Source organism: Micromonospora violae, from assembly GCF_004217135.1.
Lineage (GTDB): Bacteria > Actinomycetota > Actinomycetes > Mycobacteriales > Micromonosporaceae > Micromonospora > Micromonospora violae.
In genome coordinates, this window is record NZ_SHKK01000001.1 from 2,005,436 (window position 1) to 2,020,031 (window position 14,596).

General features: G+C 71.6%; 13 protein-coding genes. 5 read left to right on the forward strand and 8 right to left on the reverse strand.

What is annotated here, in order from left to right; genetic code table 11:
• Positions 1 to 47 precede the first annotated feature (47 nt).
• Together EV382_RS09135 and EV382_RS09140 are read right to left on the reverse strand one after the other, a co-directional pair.
• Positions 48 to 1,190, reverse strand: a complete 1,143-nt coding sequence (locus EV382_RS09135) for an acyl-CoA dehydrogenase family protein (RefSeq protein WP_130401138.1) — start codon at positions 1,188 to 1,190, stop codon at positions 48 to 50.
• Positions 1,187 to 2,302, reverse strand: a complete 1,116-nt coding sequence (locus EV382_RS09140) for a M24 family metallopeptidase (RefSeq protein WP_130401139.1) — start codon at positions 2,300 to 2,302, stop codon at positions 1,187 to 1,189. The genes EV382_RS09135 and EV382_RS09140 overlap by 4 nt, the downstream gene beginning before the upstream one ends.
• 200 nt (positions 2,303 to 2,502) lie before the next feature.
• On the opposite strand from EV382_RS09140, the gene EV382_RS09145 reads away from it, so the two are divergent.
• Entirely contained in the window at positions 2,503 to 3,870 is a 1,368-nt protein-coding gene (locus EV382_RS09145) for a glycosyl hydrolase family 18 protein (RefSeq protein ID WP_130401140.1), read from the forward strand.
• 67 nt (positions 3,871 to 3,937) lie between these two features.
• Here EV382_RS09145 and EV382_RS09150 read toward each other — a convergent pair whose 3' ends face one another.
• Complete coding sequence (locus EV382_RS09150; RefSeq protein WP_130401141.1) at positions 3,938 to 4,825, reverse strand: winged helix-turn-helix transcriptional regulator; 888 nt, start codon at positions 4,823 to 4,825, stop codon at positions 3,938 to 3,940.
• Positions 4,826 to 4,991: 166 nt separating this feature from the next.
• On the opposite strand from EV382_RS09150, the gene EV382_RS09155 reads away from it, so the two are divergent.
• The 3 genes from EV382_RS09155 to EV382_RS09165 all read left to right on the forward strand — a co-directional run bounded on the left by EV382_RS09155 (position 4,992) and on the right by EV382_RS09165 (position 7,587).
• Positions 4,992 to 5,219 (forward strand): hypothetical protein, encoded by a 228-nt coding sequence (locus tag EV382_RS09155; RefSeq protein WP_130401142.1) that lies wholly within the window; start codon positions 4,992 to 4,994, stop codon positions 5,217 to 5,219.
• Between the two features lie 58 nt (positions 5,220 to 5,277).
• Positions 5,278 to 6,231 (forward strand): 5'-3' exonuclease, encoded by a 954-nt coding sequence (locus EV382_RS09160; protein ID WP_130401143.1) that lies wholly within the window; start codon positions 5,278 to 5,280, stop codon positions 6,229 to 6,231.
• A 99-nt stretch (positions 6,232 to 6,330) separates the two neighbouring features.
• Complete coding sequence (locus tag EV382_RS09165; RefSeq protein ID WP_244236599.1) at positions 6,331 to 7,587, forward strand: low temperature requirement protein A; 1,257 nt, start codon at positions 6,331 to 6,333, stop codon at positions 7,585 to 7,587.
• Between the two features lie 44 nt (positions 7,588 to 7,631).
• Here the strand turns inward: EV382_RS09165 and EV382_RS09170 are convergent, their stop codons facing one another.
• Positions 7,632 to 8,459, reverse strand: a complete 828-nt coding sequence (locus EV382_RS09170) for a hypothetical protein (RefSeq protein WP_130401144.1) — start codon at positions 8,457 to 8,459, stop codon at positions 7,632 to 7,634.
• Between the two features lie 251 nt (positions 8,460 to 8,710).
• On the opposite strand from EV382_RS09170, the gene EV382_RS09175 reads away from it, so the two are divergent.
• On the forward strand, positions 8,711 to 8,917 hold the full coding sequence (locus tag EV382_RS09175) for a hypothetical protein (RefSeq protein ID WP_030327576.1): 207 nt from the start codon (positions 8,711 to 8,713) through the stop codon (positions 8,915 to 8,917).
• A gap of 264 nt (positions 8,918 to 9,181) precedes the next feature.
• On the opposite strand, the gene EV382_RS09180 is transcribed toward EV382_RS09175, so the two are convergent.
• The 4 genes from EV382_RS09180 to EV382_RS09195 form a co-directional block, all read right to left on the reverse strand.
• The gene (locus EV382_RS09180; protein WP_130401145.1) at positions 9,182 to 10,684 is read right to left on the reverse strand and encodes a right-handed parallel beta-helix repeat-containing protein; all 1,503 of its coding nucleotides are present in this window, start codon (positions 10,682 to 10,684) and stop codon (positions 9,182 to 9,184) included.
• Between the two features lie 173 nt (positions 10,685 to 10,857).
• On the reverse strand, positions 10,858 to 12,954 hold the full coding sequence (locus EV382_RS09185) for an APC family permease (protein ID WP_244236600.1): 2,097 nt from the start codon (positions 12,952 to 12,954) through the stop codon (positions 10,858 to 10,860).
• Positions 12,955 to 13,041: 87 nt separating this feature from the next.
• Positions 13,042 to 13,401, reverse strand: coding sequence for a hypothetical protein (locus EV382_RS09190; protein ID WP_244236601.1), 360 nt, complete (start codon positions 13,399 to 13,401; stop codon positions 13,042 to 13,044).
• 418 nt (positions 13,402 to 13,819) lie between these two features.
• Positions 13,820 to 14,590, reverse strand: coding sequence for a DUF5995 family protein (locus tag EV382_RS09195; protein WP_130401148.1), 771 nt, complete (start codon positions 14,588 to 14,590; stop codon positions 13,820 to 13,822).
• Positions 14,591 to 14,596: the final 6 nt, after the last annotated feature.

Genomic DNA, 14,596 nt, shown 5'->3' on the forward strand with positions numbered 1-14,596 from the left:
GGACGGCGGCCGCGGTGCACCCACCGCGGCCGCCAGCACCACCGTTCTCAGCCCTTCGCGAGGGCCCGAGAAATCACCATCCGCTGGATCTGGTTGGTGCCCTCCACGATCTGGAGCACCTTCGCCTCACGCATGTACCGCTCCACCGGGTGGTCGGCCACGTAACCCGCGCCGCCGAGCACCTGCACCGCGTCGGTGGTCACCCGCATCGCCGTGTCGGTGGCGAAGAGCTTCGCCTTGGCCGCCTCGATCGCGTACGGGCGGCCGGCGTCGCGCAGCCGGGCCGCCGCCAGGGTCAGCGCGCGGGCGGCGGAGATCTGGGTCGCCGCGTCGGCGAGGAGGAACCCCAACCCCTGGAAGTCGATGATCGAGCGCCCGAACTGCTGCCGCTCCCGCGCGTAGGAGACCGCGTAGTCCAGGGCGGCCTGGGCCAGCCCGACCGCGCACGCCGCGATTCCCAGCCGGCCGGAGTCCAACGCGGACATCGCGATGGTGAAGCCCACCCCCTCGCCGCCGATCAACCGGTCGGCCGGCACCCGGGCCTCGTCGAAGGCGAGCTGCGCCACCGGGGAGGAGCGCAGCCCCATCGTCCGCTCGGCCGCCTGCGGGGTGATGCCGGGCGTGCCCGCATCGACGAGCAGACAGGAGATCCCCTTCGGGCCGGGCCCTCCGGTGCGGCAGAACACGTTGAAGAAGTCGGCCGTGCGGGCGTGGGTGATCCACGCCTTGGTGCCGGAGAGCACGTACGCGTCGCCGTCACGATCGGCCCGGGTGGTCAGCGCCGCCGCGTCCGAGCCACCCTGCGGCTCGGAGAGGCAGTACGCGCCGAGCAACTCCCCACCGAGCATGTCCGGCAGCAGTTTGCGCTGCTCGTCGCTGCCGAACGCGGCCACCGGGTAGCAGGACAGGGTGTGCACGCTGACCGCCTCGGCGACCGCGAGCCAGCGGCTGGCGAGGATCTCCAGCACCTGCAGGTACACCTCGTACGGCTGGGCCGCGCCGCCGTACTCCTCGGGGTAGGGCAGGCCGAGCAGGCCGGCCCGGCCCAGCGTGCGCAGCACCTCGCGGGGGAACTCGGCGCGTTCCTCGAAGGCCGCGGCCTTCGGTGCGAGCTCGCCGTCGGCGAGCTCGGTGGCGAGACCCAGCAGGTCGTGGGCCTCGTCGGTGGGGAGGATCCGGTCGACAGTCATAGCGCGATGAGCTCCGTGGGGGTGGTGTTGAGCCGTTGCACGCCGTCTGTGGTGCAGACGACGATGTCCTCGATGCGGGCGCCGTGCCGGCCCGCCAGGTAGATGCCCGGTTCGATGGAGAACGCCATACCGGCATCGAGGGGTCGGTCGTTGCCCGCCACCAGGTACGGCTCCTCGTGGCCGTCCAACCCGATGCCGTGGCCGGTGCGGTGCAGGAACGCGGGACCGTAGCCGGCGGCGGCGATCGGCGCCCGGGCCGCGGCGTCGGCCGCCGCGGCGGTGATCCCGGGCCGCACCGCCTCGACGGCGGCGCGCTGCGCGTCGCGCAGCACCGCGTAGTAGTCCAGGAAGTCGGCCGGCGCCGCTCCGCCCGCCAGGTAGGTGCGGGTGCAGTCCGAGCGGTAGCCCGATGCCATCGTGCCGCCGATGTCGACCACCACCGGCTCGCCGACGCCGATCGGTCGGTCGGAGGTGCCGTGGTGCGGGCTGGCGCCGTTGGGGCCGGCCGCCACGATGACGAAGTCGACGGTGACGTGCCCGGCGGCGCGGATCGCCGCGGCGATGTCCGTGGCGACCTCGGCCTCGGTGCGACCGGGGCGCAGCCACTCGCCCATCCGCAGGTGCACCTCGTCGATTGCCGCGCCGGCCTCGGCGAGCGCCGCGATCTCCGCCGGGGACTTGCGGATCCGCAGCTCGCGCAGCACCTCGCCGGCGAGCCGTTGCGCGGCGTCGGGCAGCGCCGCGCGCAGGCCGAGGACCTGCTCGGCCCACATCCGGTCGGCCAGCCCGACCGCCGCGACCGGGCCGTCGAGGGCGGCGACGACCAGGGGGTACGGGTCGGTGCCGTCGACGTGGTCGACGATGCGCACCCCGGTCGTCGGCGCGGGGGACGCCTCGGCGGCGGGGCGTTCGAGTCGGGGCACGACGAGGGTCGCCTCGCCCTCGGCGGGCAGCACCAGACAGGTCAGCCGCTCCCCCGCGTGGGCGTCGTACCCGGTCAGGTACCGCAGGTCGGAGCCGGGGGTGAGCAGCAGGGCGTCCAGGCCGGCGGCGGCGGTGGCGCGCTGTGCGGCAATCAGCCGATCCGGCGGGTACAGCTCGTCGATTCCCACCCCGTCAGCTTAACGGTCGTTTGGGCAAACTCCCTATCGGCACCATCCCGGCCGGAAATCCACAGTTGTTGATTGACTCCGACAGTTAACACTCTTTAAGATTTGGCTGCCTCGAGGCCCACCCGTACCTGCGTCCCGCACGCCCCGCCCGCGACACCCTGCGCGGGCGGTGTCATCCCCCGCCCACGGGAAGGCCCCCGATGTCCTCACCACTGCGCCGCGCCCTCGCCGCCGGCACACTCGCGCTGGCCACAGCCGCCTCCACCCTCGCCCTCGTCCCCACCGCCGCGCAGGCCGTGGTGCTGCCGAACAACTTCAAGAGCGTCGGCTACCTGCCCTCCTGGGCCGGCAACATCAACACCATCCAGTACAACAAACTGACCCACATCAACTACGCGTTCGTGCTCCCCAACAGCAACGGCAGCCTGCAGGGGGTGGACGGCAACCGGCTCTCCTCGCTGGTGTCCCAGGCGCACGCCAACAACGTGAAGGTCTCCATCGCCGTCGGCGGCTGGAACGACGGCAACGACTCGGCCTTCGAGGCCCTCGCGGCCAACTCCGGCACCCGGACCACCTTCGTCAACAACCTGGTCAACCTCGTCAACCAGTACAACCTCGACGGCGTCGACATGGACTGGGAATACCCCGACCCGGGCACCTCGGCGAACAACTACACGGCGCTCATGACACAGCTCGGCAGCGCCATGCGCAGTCGCGGCAAGCTGCTCACCGCCGCCGTGGTCTCCGAGGGCCCCAGCGTCCAGGGCGTCCAGACGGCCGTGTTCAACCAGGTCGACTGGCTCAACATCATGGCGTACGACGGCGGCAGCCCGCACGCCAACTACGACTGGTCGATCAACAGCGTCAACCTGTGGAAGGCCCGCGGGCTGCCGGCCAGCAAGGCCGTCCTCGGCATCCCGTTCTACAGCCGACCCGTGTACTACAACTACTCGTACCTGGTCGGGCTCGACCCGGCGAACGCCAACCGGGACTGCGCCACCATCGGCGGAAGCCAGCAGTGCTGGAACGGCATCCCGACGGTCAAGCGCAAGACCCAGTGGGCCCTCGCAAACGCCGGCGGCGTGATGAACTGGGAGCTGAGCCAGGACATGTCCGGCTCGACCTCGCTGCTCAGCGCCATGTACGACACCATCATGGGCGGCACCACCCCGCCGCCGACCGGCCGCACCGGCCGGATCACCGGGATCGGCGGCAAATGCGTCGACGTGGCCTCGGCGAGCACCGCCAACGGCACCGCCATCCAGCTCTGGACCTGCAACGGCACCAACGCGCAGACCTGGACCGTGGCCAGCGACAGCACCCTGCGCGCCCTCGGCAAGTGCGCCGACATCACCAGCGGCGCCACCGCCAACGGCGCGAAGGTCCAACTCTGGGACTGCAACGGCACCGGCGCGCAGGTCTGGCAGGCCCAGTCCAACGGCACGCTGCGCAACCCGCAGTCGAACAAGTGCCTCGACGCCACCGACAACAGCTCCGCCGACGGCACCCGGTTGCAGATCTGGGACTGCTTCGCCGGCGCCAACCAGCGCTGGACGCTCCCCGCCTGACGCCCCGGAAGGAGGCCGGCGGGACCCGGCCAGCCGGATCGCACGGTCCCCGGTCGACGCGACAGCGTCAGCCGGGGACCTCGGCGAACTCCCGGACCACCGTGAGCATCTCCTGCACCGAGCCGGCCGGGTCGCTGACCGGGAACTGCACGGCCCGCACCACCGCCGCCGGGCCGACCAGCAGCGTCAGCCGCTTGAACCGGGTCATCCCACCCGCGCGGAACACGGGCAGCGACAGCCCCGCCGCCAACCGGCCATCCTGATCGGAGAGCAGTGGAAACGGCAGTCCGGCGTGCGCGGCGAAGTCGGCGAGCTGGTCGGGCCGCTGGGTGCTGACGCCGTACACCCGCACACCGGCGGCCACGAAGTCCGGATGACGCTTGGCGTAGGTGTGCGACTCCAGGGTGCACCCCCGCGCACCGGGGATATCCGCCCAGCCGGGCGGGTAGCCGTCCGTTCCCGGCGCGTACGCCCCGGGGAACAGGTAGAGCACGGTCCACCCGTCCGTCGCGGCCACCGCGACCGGCTGCCCGTCGGCGGCGGGCAGGACAACCTCGGGCATCCGCCGGCCGATCAACTCGTGCACACGGCGCGCCTCGGCCGAGCCGGCGTCGGCCGTCGCGGTCACCGCACCGTCGCCCATGAGATGCCTCGTCCCCCAGTCCTGCAACGCGATCAGCACCGGCAACAGCCCTTCGCCCCGCGCGGTGAGCAGGTAGTCGAAGCGGGGTGGGTGCTGCGAGTACGGCCTACGCTCCAGCACGCCGTGCTCGACCAGCGAGGCGAGGCGTTCGGTCAGCGCCCGCCGACTCACGCCCAGCTCCCGCTGGAGCGCGTCGAAGCGGGTCGTGCCGCCGGCGACGTCGCGGACGATGAGGAACGTCCACCAGTCCCCCAGCACGCCGAGCGCCTGCGCGATACCGCAGTCCGCGTCGACAAGATCCTCTCGCCGCACCGGCAACCTCCGTGGATTCCGCCCCGACTATAGTCCGTTTCAGATTGGAACGTTATCGATCCCGGGCAGCCCACGGCCCACGCGTCGGTTTCCCGGCTCGAACCCCACCGGGAGCCCTAGCCTGGAAGCGGGGAGCCGCGCGGACTCCCCGACCGGGAGGACCGACGTGGCAGCGAACCAGGCGAGCCGAGCGGCGACACGCCGTCGCCGCCAACTGTGGGCCGGGGTCCTCGCCCTCGTCGGCCTGGTCCTGTTGATCATCGGCGTCACCGTCGCCGACGGCATCGCCGCCTGGGTCGAGGTGGTGGTCGCGATCCTGCTGCTGGTGACCAGCTACATCGTGCAGCACCTGGCCCGACGGGAGGCCCTCTACCGCTCCGACGAGCGACGCTGACACCAGCGGCGGCCGGGCCTACCCCCGATCGTCAGACGGTTGTGCCAGGCTGTCCGGCGTGGCACACCGACCCCCGATCCTGCTGATCGACGCAGCCAGCCTCTACTTCCGCGCCTACTTCGGCATTCCGGAGTCCGCCGCCCGCGCCGAGGACGGCACCCCGGTCAACGCGGTCCGCGGCTTCCTCGACATGCTCGCCACCCTGATCCGGGTCCGGGGCGCCGACCGGATGATCTGCGCACTGGACCACGACTGGCGCCCCGCGTGGCGGGTCGACCTGCTGCCGTCCTACAAGGCCCACCGGGTCGCCCCCGAGGGCGGCGAAATCGTCCCGGACACCCTCTCCCCGCAGGTGCCGATGATCCTGGAAGTGCTGGCCGCGGTGGGCATCACCGCCGTCGGCGCGAGCGGCTACGAGGCCGACGACGTGCTCGGCACCCTCTCGGTGACCCAGCCCGGCCCGGTCGAGGTGGTCTCCGGAGACCGGGACCTGTTCCAGCTCATCGACGACGCCCGGCCGGTCCGGCTCCTCTACGTGGGGCGCGGCGTCGCCAAACTCGACGACTGCGACGACGCCGCGGTACGCGCCCGCTACGGCGTGCCCGCCGACCGGTACGCCGACTTCGCCGCGCTGCGCGGCGACCCGAGCGACGGGTTGCCCGGGGTGGCCGGCGTCGGCGAGAAGACCGCCGCCCGGCTGATCGAACGCTACGGCAGCGTCGCCGGCATCCTGGCCGCGCTCGACGACTCCGACTCGTCCTTCGCGCCGGGCCTGCGCGCCAAACTGGTCGCGGCACGCGACTATCTGGGCGTCGCGCCGACGGTGGTCCGGGTCGCCCTGGACGTGCCCCTGCCGGAGCTGCCCACCGCGCTCCCGACCGCGCCGGCCGACCCGGACCGGCTTCTCGAACTCGCCCAACGCTGGAACCTCGCCGGCTCGGCCCGCCGCCTGGTCGACGCCCTCGCCGCTCCCCGTGGGCAGCAGCTTCCGCCCACACCCCAACCTCGGTAAACACCCCGGGCAGCCGGGGCCCGCATCGATGAACCCGGTCGAGGGACGCGGGGACGAACACGCGATCGCACCATCGATCGCTGGCTACCGTCCGTTGAGGTGGACCGGACCGGTCCGCCGAGTCGAGCGGTTCCGCAGGAGAATCCCGTGCACCTCGCCGCGCCGGAGCCCGGGTCACCGCGCGCCAACAGATCCCCGGTGCGCGACCCGGAGGCCCCGCGCCGGGTCACCCTCCTCGAACTCTTCTTCGACCTGGTGTACGTGGTCGCCCTGGCGCTCATCTCCCGCAGCATGGTCGACCAGCTCGACTGGCACCGCGCCGCACAGGCACTGATCATGCTGGCCGCCGTCTGGTGGACCTGGGCGATCACCACCCTGGTCACCGACCTGTACAACCCGGAACGCACCGAGATCAAGCTGCTGATCAGCGCCGTGATGTTCGGCGCGCTGCTGATGACCACGGCGATCCCGGAGGCGTTCAACGCCCGAGGGCTCGTCTTCGCCGGCACCTACGTGGCGATCCACCTGGGGCGTGGACTGTTCCTGATGCCGGCGGTACGCCGCGCACCGCAGACCCAGCGTCGGGCCGCCCGCATCTTCGTCTGGTTTCTGGTGTCGGCGATCCCCTGGCTCATCGGCGCCTTCGTCAGCGGGGACGCCCGGATCGTGTGCTGGAGCATCGCACTCGCCATCGACTACATCGGCTTCCGGCTCGCGTACCCGGTGCCGGGGCTCGGCGTGGTGCCGGAACAGCAGCGCAACGTCACCGCGGAGCACCTCTCCGAGCGCTACCAGCAGTTCTTCATCATCGCGCTCGGCGACGCGATCCTGACGATCGGCACCATGTTCAGCATGGAGCACAACGAGGTCGAGAACATCGGGGCGTTCGCGGTGGCGTTCCTGACCACGCTGCTGCTCTGGCGGATCTACGTACACAAGTCCGGCGAGCTGCTACCGACCGCCATCCAGGCGGCCACGTCACCCAGCAAGTTCCTGTTCACCGCGCCGTACACCCATCTGTTGATGATTGCCGGCGTGGTCACCACCGCGTCCGGCTTCCACCTGGTGCTGCACGAACCGTCCGGACGGACCCCGCCGGCCTGGCTGGCGGTGATCCTCGGCGGCCCGGCGCTGTTCCTGGCCGGCCGGGCCTCCTTCGAGTACGAGGTGTTCAGCCGGGTGTCCTGGTCCCGGCCGGGCGGGGTGCTGGCACTGCTGACCATCGCCCCCGGCGCGCTGTACCTGCCACCGGTGTTCGCCTCCCTCGGCGCGCTGCTGGTGCTGGCCGGCGTGGCCTACGCGGACTTCCGGCGTAGCCACGGCAAACCGGCGGAGCTCCCCTCACCGCCGCACTGAGCACAGCCCGCCACCGGCAGCCACCGGGCAGCCGCGGTGGCGGCCTACACCAGCGCCTCGGCGTACCCCCGGACCTGCAACCGTTGCCGGGCGCTGCCGGCCAGCCGCACCTGCAGGCCGAGCGGCACGGCGGCGCGGCGGACGTCGTCCAGGTGCAGCGATCCGTGCCGGTCGACGGTGAGCACCGGCGGTTCCTCCAGGTCACCCTCCGGGGCGTGGAACGAGAGCAGGGTGACCGACGTGGTCAGGTAACCCGGGTACGCGGCACGAGCCGCCGCCTCGTCGCGGTGCGCGAGCAGCACCAGATCGTCGAGGTGGGCGAAGTCGGCGGCGAGGCCACCCGCCTTCCAGTGCGCCGGTTCCTCCGCCGCGCCGGTCACCTGCCGGGACCGGTTCGCCGAGGTGATGTAGAGGTGGTCCGATCCGGTCTCGGCGAGCGCCCGGTCGAAGAGGGCATTGGACGGACAGGTCAGGCCCGGTGCGATCACCTGGGTGGTCCGCACCCCCTGGTCGACGTGGGTGAGGTGGTCGGGCAGCCGGTCGGCCGCCGGCCCACGGAAGCCGAACGGCCCGGCCCCGTAGAGGGCGTCCATCAGCGCGCGCACCCGACCGACCGGCAGGCGCGGGGAGATCCGCGTCCAGTCGAACATTCCCGGGATCCGGCCGATCACGGTGGTGATGCTGCCGACCTGCTGGACCGGTCGGCCCTTGGCCCGGTTGACCCGGCGTACGGTGGCCGCGTCGGGGCGCGTGACGAGGGCGTAGAAGTTGGCGAACCCCGCCGCGACGATCGCGCCGCCAGCCAACGCGCGGGCCGCGACCGCGACGTCCTCGGGGCGGTCGATGTACAGGGGCGGTGTCGGGGCGTCCATGAGTCCTCCTCGGCGGGGCCGTGAGGCAGTTCTACGTCCACTGGCCCGGATCGCGGCGAGGTCGGTCGCCGATCCGATAGCGAACCCGCGCTACCTGGTGCGGGCGGCGGATGCCCGGGCGGTACGCAACGGCGGACCACATCGGCCGGATGGAGGATCCGACGGGCCCCTAGCACGCAACCGTTAGCCGCGCGACCCGATTGGGTACAACGCCTGCACCTCAGATCCACCACATACGTCAGGAGGCAGCGATGCGCGGCACCTCGATTCTCGGAGTCATCGTCGTGATCTGGTTGGTGATCGGCGCGATCGCCGCCGGCCAACGCGGCTACTACAGCGGCGACGACACCAACTGCGCCGAAGCCGGCACCATCCTGGTCACGATCGTGGCCGGGCCGTTGAACTACATCGGCGCCAACCCGAAGGTCGACTGCAAGTTGCCCGAGCCCTCCAAGTAGGACAGCAGACGGAAACCGGCCCGCGCCCCTGCTCCGGGGCGCGGGCCGGTTTCGTTCGTGGCGGGATCGTTCAGCGGCGGCCCGGCCGTGCCTGCTGTGACAGCGCGCACACCGCGTACGGCATCCTAGGAGGCTGGTTTGCTGGCATCGGCTTGTCCTGCTCGGTGGCCGAGCAGGACGGCACCGCCCGCCCGGACAATTGTCCGGGCGGGCGGTGTGTTCAGGATGGATGCGGTCAGGACGATGAGCGACCCGCGTCGACGGTCAGCGGAAGCAGTGGGCGATCGGCACCTGGCTGCCTTCGCAGTTGGTCGGCTCGTTCTCGACAACCACGCTCTCGTCGTCGATCTTGACCTGGGCGTGCATGCCGAAGATGCCGCCCGGCTTCAGCGTCGACGCGTTGTGGGTGACCTTGCTGGTGTAGATCGCCACCGAGCCCGCGCTGGCATAGATGCCGCCCCCCTGCGACGCCGCGCCGACGGCCTCGTTGCGGGTCACGTCGCTGCCACGTACCAGCAGGTTCGCCTTCTCGGCGTAGATGCCGGCCCCGAGGCCGTGGGTGGTGTTGCCCTCGACCACGCTGTCGTCCAGCGGCGTCAGACCCTTCACGGTCGAGATGCCACCGCCGTTGACGGTGGAGGTGTTGCCGCGGATGGTCATCGTGCGCAGCACCAGCACCGCGTCGGAGTTGGCGGCACCGCCACCGACCTGTGCGGTGTTGTTCAGCAACTCGGTGTCGGAGACCTTCGTCCGGGCCGAGAAGCTGGCCAGCCCGCCGCCCTGGGCGGCGCTGTTCTGGGTGAAGGACACGCTCTCCACCTCGGCGGCACCACGGTAGTTGCCGAGTCCGCCGCCGTACCCGTTGGCGCTGTTGCGGTGGAACTCGGAGCGCTTCAGCGTCAGCACACCGCCGTTGAGCAGGCCCCCGCCCTTGCCCTGGGCGCCGGAGGCGCTGTTGCCGACGAACGTGGAGTCGGTGACCACCATGTTGCCGTCGTTGAAGACGCCCCCGCCGCCGCCCTCCGGCGACAGCGACGTGCTCTGCGTGACGGTGACCCGCTCCAGCACGGCGGTGGCGCCGTGCACCACGTGCACGCTGCCGCCCTCGATGGCCGAGCGGCCGTTGTGCAGTTCCGTGTCCCGCAGGGTCAGCTCGCCGCCGTCGCGGACGGTGAAGAAGCGGAATGGGGCGGCCTGGGCGGCCCGGGCGATGGTGGCACCCGCGCCGTCGATCGTGATGGCCTGGTAGATCACCGGCAGGCCGGCGGTGTCGTCGGCCGGGTTGTGCGGCGGAGCTTCGGCGTCGCCCGGGGTCTCCGCCGCGTCGGCGGCCTCCCGCGCGTCGCGGATCCCACCGTCGTACTGATCGGTCTCGTGGAACGCCTCGGTGAGGGTGTAGCGGCACTTGGGCGCGAGCCGGAGTTCGCCGCCCCCCTCGGCGTTGGCCGCCACGAGCGCCGCCACCAGCTTCGCGGCGTCGCACGGCACCGAGACCACGCCCCGCTTGCCGGTGCCGGGGGTGGTCGGGCGGGCCCGTTCCGCGCCGTCCGGTTCATCCTCCGCACCCCACCGGTCGCCGTCGCGGCGGTCGTCGTCGGCGGAGGGGGTCAAGCGGGCCAGACCTGGAAGGGCGAGGGCGCGGTCGGCGGCGGCAGCCGCCCCGGCCGCTCCCACGACCAGGCTCCCCGCCAGCAGACCGCTGGCTAAGAACCACCGGGACCGCCGTTTTGGTCGAGTCGCGCGGTCTCCCTCTCGGTACGTGGACATCAACGGTGCCTACCTTCCTGCCTACCTGACGTGACCGCGCGCCGAGCCGGGCGCGGGGGGCTCGACTGCTCGCCGGCCACCAAACGTCACGATAAGTCCGCAATACGGACAGGAAGGTGTGAACGTGAATAGTGCACTCTTTCATCTTCAAAGCTGTCAGATCGCCATCGACGTCACCCGCCGACATGGATGCCGGGCCGACGCAGCGGGTCCCGTTCGGTCCGACGGATGATCTCCCGCACCACCGGTGGAGTGTCCCCCCGACCCAGGATGAGGTAGCGCGCCAGGTGCGCGATCGGGCTCCCCTCCGACCACTCGAAGTGCGCGTGCGGACGGACCCCGGTGACGTCACGCAGGGCCAGCAGGATCGCGGCGATCGCGTTGGGCGCCGCCGGACTGTTGGCCCGCAGCACCCGGAAGCCGCCCACCTCGATCCCGTGGACGCGCAGCACCTGGCTGAACTCGGACGGATCGACCACCTCGATCTCCAGGAACAGCACGTCCGCGGCCCCGGGCACCGGATTCATCCCCCGCTGCGCCCGCTCCTTGACCGTGTACTCCTTCACCGACCCCTTCTGCCGCTTGTTCGCGATCAGGTGCAACTGCCCGTCGTGCGCCAGCGACTCGGTGATGAACCGGCGGGCCGGCTCGTCGAACTCGATCCGCTCGGCGCGCAGCTCGGTGGTCCGGGTTACCCGGGAGACCAGCGAGACCACGATGATGCCGAGAATGAACAGCGCGGAGATCGTGATCCCGTCCGGCTGCTCGACGACGTTCTCCAGCAACGCGTACAGCAGCACCAGAGTCAGCACGGTGAAGCCGATCGCGGAGGCGCGCCGGTGGCGACGGGCCGCGGAGATCGTCACCGCCACCGCCCCGGAGACCATCATCGCCAGGATCCCGGTCGCGTACGCGCCGGCCTGGGCGTTGACGTCGGCGCGGAAGGCGACCGTGATGGCCACGCTGACGACGGTGTAGACGATCACCACGGGTCGTACCGCCCGCGCCCACTCCGGCGCCATGCCGTACGACGGCAGGTAACGCGGCACGATGTTGATCAACCCGGCCATCGCCGAGGCGCCCGCGAACCAGAGGATGAGCACACTGCTCACGTCGTAGACGCTGCCGAACTCCTCACCCAGGTAGGTGTGGGCCAGGAACGCCAACGCCCGCCCGTTCGCGGCGCCGCCGGGCCGGAACTCCTCCTCCGGAATGAGCGCCACGGTCACGAAGGTCGTCGCGACCAGGTACACCGACATGATCAGCGCGGCGGTGGTGAGCAACCGACGCGTGTTGCGGATCCGGGCGGCGAGCCGGGCCTGCTTGTCCGGACCGTCGGCCGTGATCAGGGGCATCATGCTCACCCCCGTCTCGAAACCGGACAGCCCCAGCACCAGCAGCGGGAACGCCAACACCGCCGTGAACAGCACATGAGCCGGGCCGCCACCGGTCATGGTCACCGCGGCCCTCCAGTCCGACACGATGCCCGGGTCCTCGGCGATCCGGGTCACCGCGACCACCACGATCACCGCGTTGAGCACCAGGAAGACCGCGACCAGAGGGATGGCCACGATCACCGCCTCGCGGAAACCGAGCAGGAACACCCCGCCGAGGATGAGCAGCAGAACCACCGTGACCACGACCGGCACCAGGGACCCGTGCATGACGTCCGGCAGGTACGGGTTCTGCAACAGGTGCACGGTCGCGTCGGCCGAGGAGAGGGTGATCGTGATGATCCAGGAGGTGGCCACGAAGCCGAGCAGCACGAGAACGAAGATCTTGCCCCGCCAGAACGGCAACAACCTCTCCAGCATCGCCACCGAGCCCTGGCCGTGCGGGCTCTCCTGGGCCACCCGCCGGTACATCGGCAGCATCCCGAAGAGGGTCAGCACGACGATCAACAGGGTCGCCAGCGGGGAGAGCGCACCGGCCGCCACCGCCGCGATGCCCGGCAGGTACGACAGGGTGGAGAAGTAGTCCACGCCGGTCAGGCACATCACCTGCCACCAGGCGTGTCGACGGTTCTGCCCCTCGGTCGTCTCGGGGCCTGGTGGCTGCACCTGGTGCTGGAAGAGCCACCGGCGCAGCGGGCTGGTCGGCGGCGCCGACCGGGCCGGGCTGGCCACGCGTTCGGGCACCACCACCCCCGGCCGGCCGCCCCGGTGCGGGCGCGCCGGATCGCGGGCCGCCCGCAGGGCCGGGTCCGGCCCGGTCGGCGCGTGGCGGCGCCCGTTCCAGCGTCGTGGTTTCGCCTGGTGCTCGTCACCCATCGCCCGTCCCACCCTCACAGGTCCTGATCCGACGGTAGGCGCTGCCCGGGCACCCGGTCGGCCGAACCGGGCACCTGTTCGGCCTGGTCAGGGCCGGTCCGGCAGAGCGAGAAGCCGGGCCAGCGCGGGTGGGCCGGCGACGGTCACCGTGACCGCCGGGTGGCGGAGCCGTCCCCCGGGCACCAGCGCCGGCACCGGTACGGCGAAGCGCAGGCACACCCCGCCGGCGGTGCTGCTGCCGAAGGTCGCACCCCCGTCGGCCATCGACAGGCGCGGGCCGATCGCCCGCCACCAGCGGTACGGCCCGCTCAGCTCGGCGGCGGTGATGTTGCCCCGGTCGGTCCGCAGCCGCCACGGCCCGTACCGGATCATCAGGTCCCGTTCGGTGACGGCGACCCAGGCCGTCGCCGGCCGGACGCCCAGCAGCGCCAGCATCGGGCGGAACACCGGATCGAAGCGGAACGGAAACCGCGTCGCGACGGCGGTCATTGAGCGCCGGGCCGAGCGGTGGGTCGCGACACCGGGCCACCCGGCCGCAGGGGGCCGGGACGCGCGGGCCGAGGGCGGGCGGCGGGCCGACGCCGGGCCAGGACGGTCATGGCGCGGGCGTACCCGATCCGAGGCCCCCGACACCCCCGGATCCTCGCGCCGTCGACGTGACCCGGCCCGGCGCTCCCCCACCGCCGGCCGACACCCCCCGGGCCGGCCGACGGTGGCAGACGGTCGACACCCCCCGGGGCCGACCGGCTGTCCCCCACCGCGGCCCGACCCGATGTCGGCCGGCCACGCGGGGTGGAACTGGTGGGACGCGCCCCCGCGCTCCGCCGCCCCCCACGGGGCGGAGCGCGGGGACCCCCCGTCCCGGCTACTGCAGGAACGCCCCGAGGGGCGAGAGCAGCAGCCGGCCGAGCGCTGCGGCGTTGTCGTCCAACCGTGTGCGCTCACACTCGCGGGCGTCCGGATCGTGCCGGCACCGCCAGATCTTCTGCGCGTTACGCCAGGCGACATCGCGGGTGTACTCGACCAGTTCCCCCTGGTACCAGTCGTCGATGTCGCCGTTGAGCATGTCGATGAGCAGTTGCCACCGCTCCAGATAGCCCCGGCGCAGCCCGGGGATCTTGTCCGCGAAGATGTTGTTGATCTCGAGGTAGTCGTGGTGCTGGTCGCTGCCGTCGACCGGCTCCGACTCCAGGTGGTCGAACGTGGTCACCAGCGCGAACGGCAGGTCGAAGTTGATGTGCGCGTTCACCCCGGCGGCCGCCGACGGCAGCGGGCGGGCGTCCGGCCCCCGCATCCGCTGGAACAGGCACGACCACGCCTTCGGGGTGCCGGGGCTGGAGTCGGTCCACAGACGCATCGCGTCGAAATACCGGGCGGCGAACTCGACGTCGAGCCGGGAGAGGAAGACCGGGTCGACGAAACGGTCGTCGTACAGCCCGTCCAACACGCTGCTGGTGATGGTCAGGTAGAGCTTGTTGAAGTCAGCGAGGGGGCAGCTCGGCCCCAACGGGGGCAACCGGACCAGCATGTCCTGGAGCTTGGTCAGGTGATCGACCACGGCTGGCACGTCCGCGGGGTGATCGGCGAGCAGGTCGACGATGTCCCGGTGCACGGGCCCCCAGACCGGTTCGATCATTTCTCC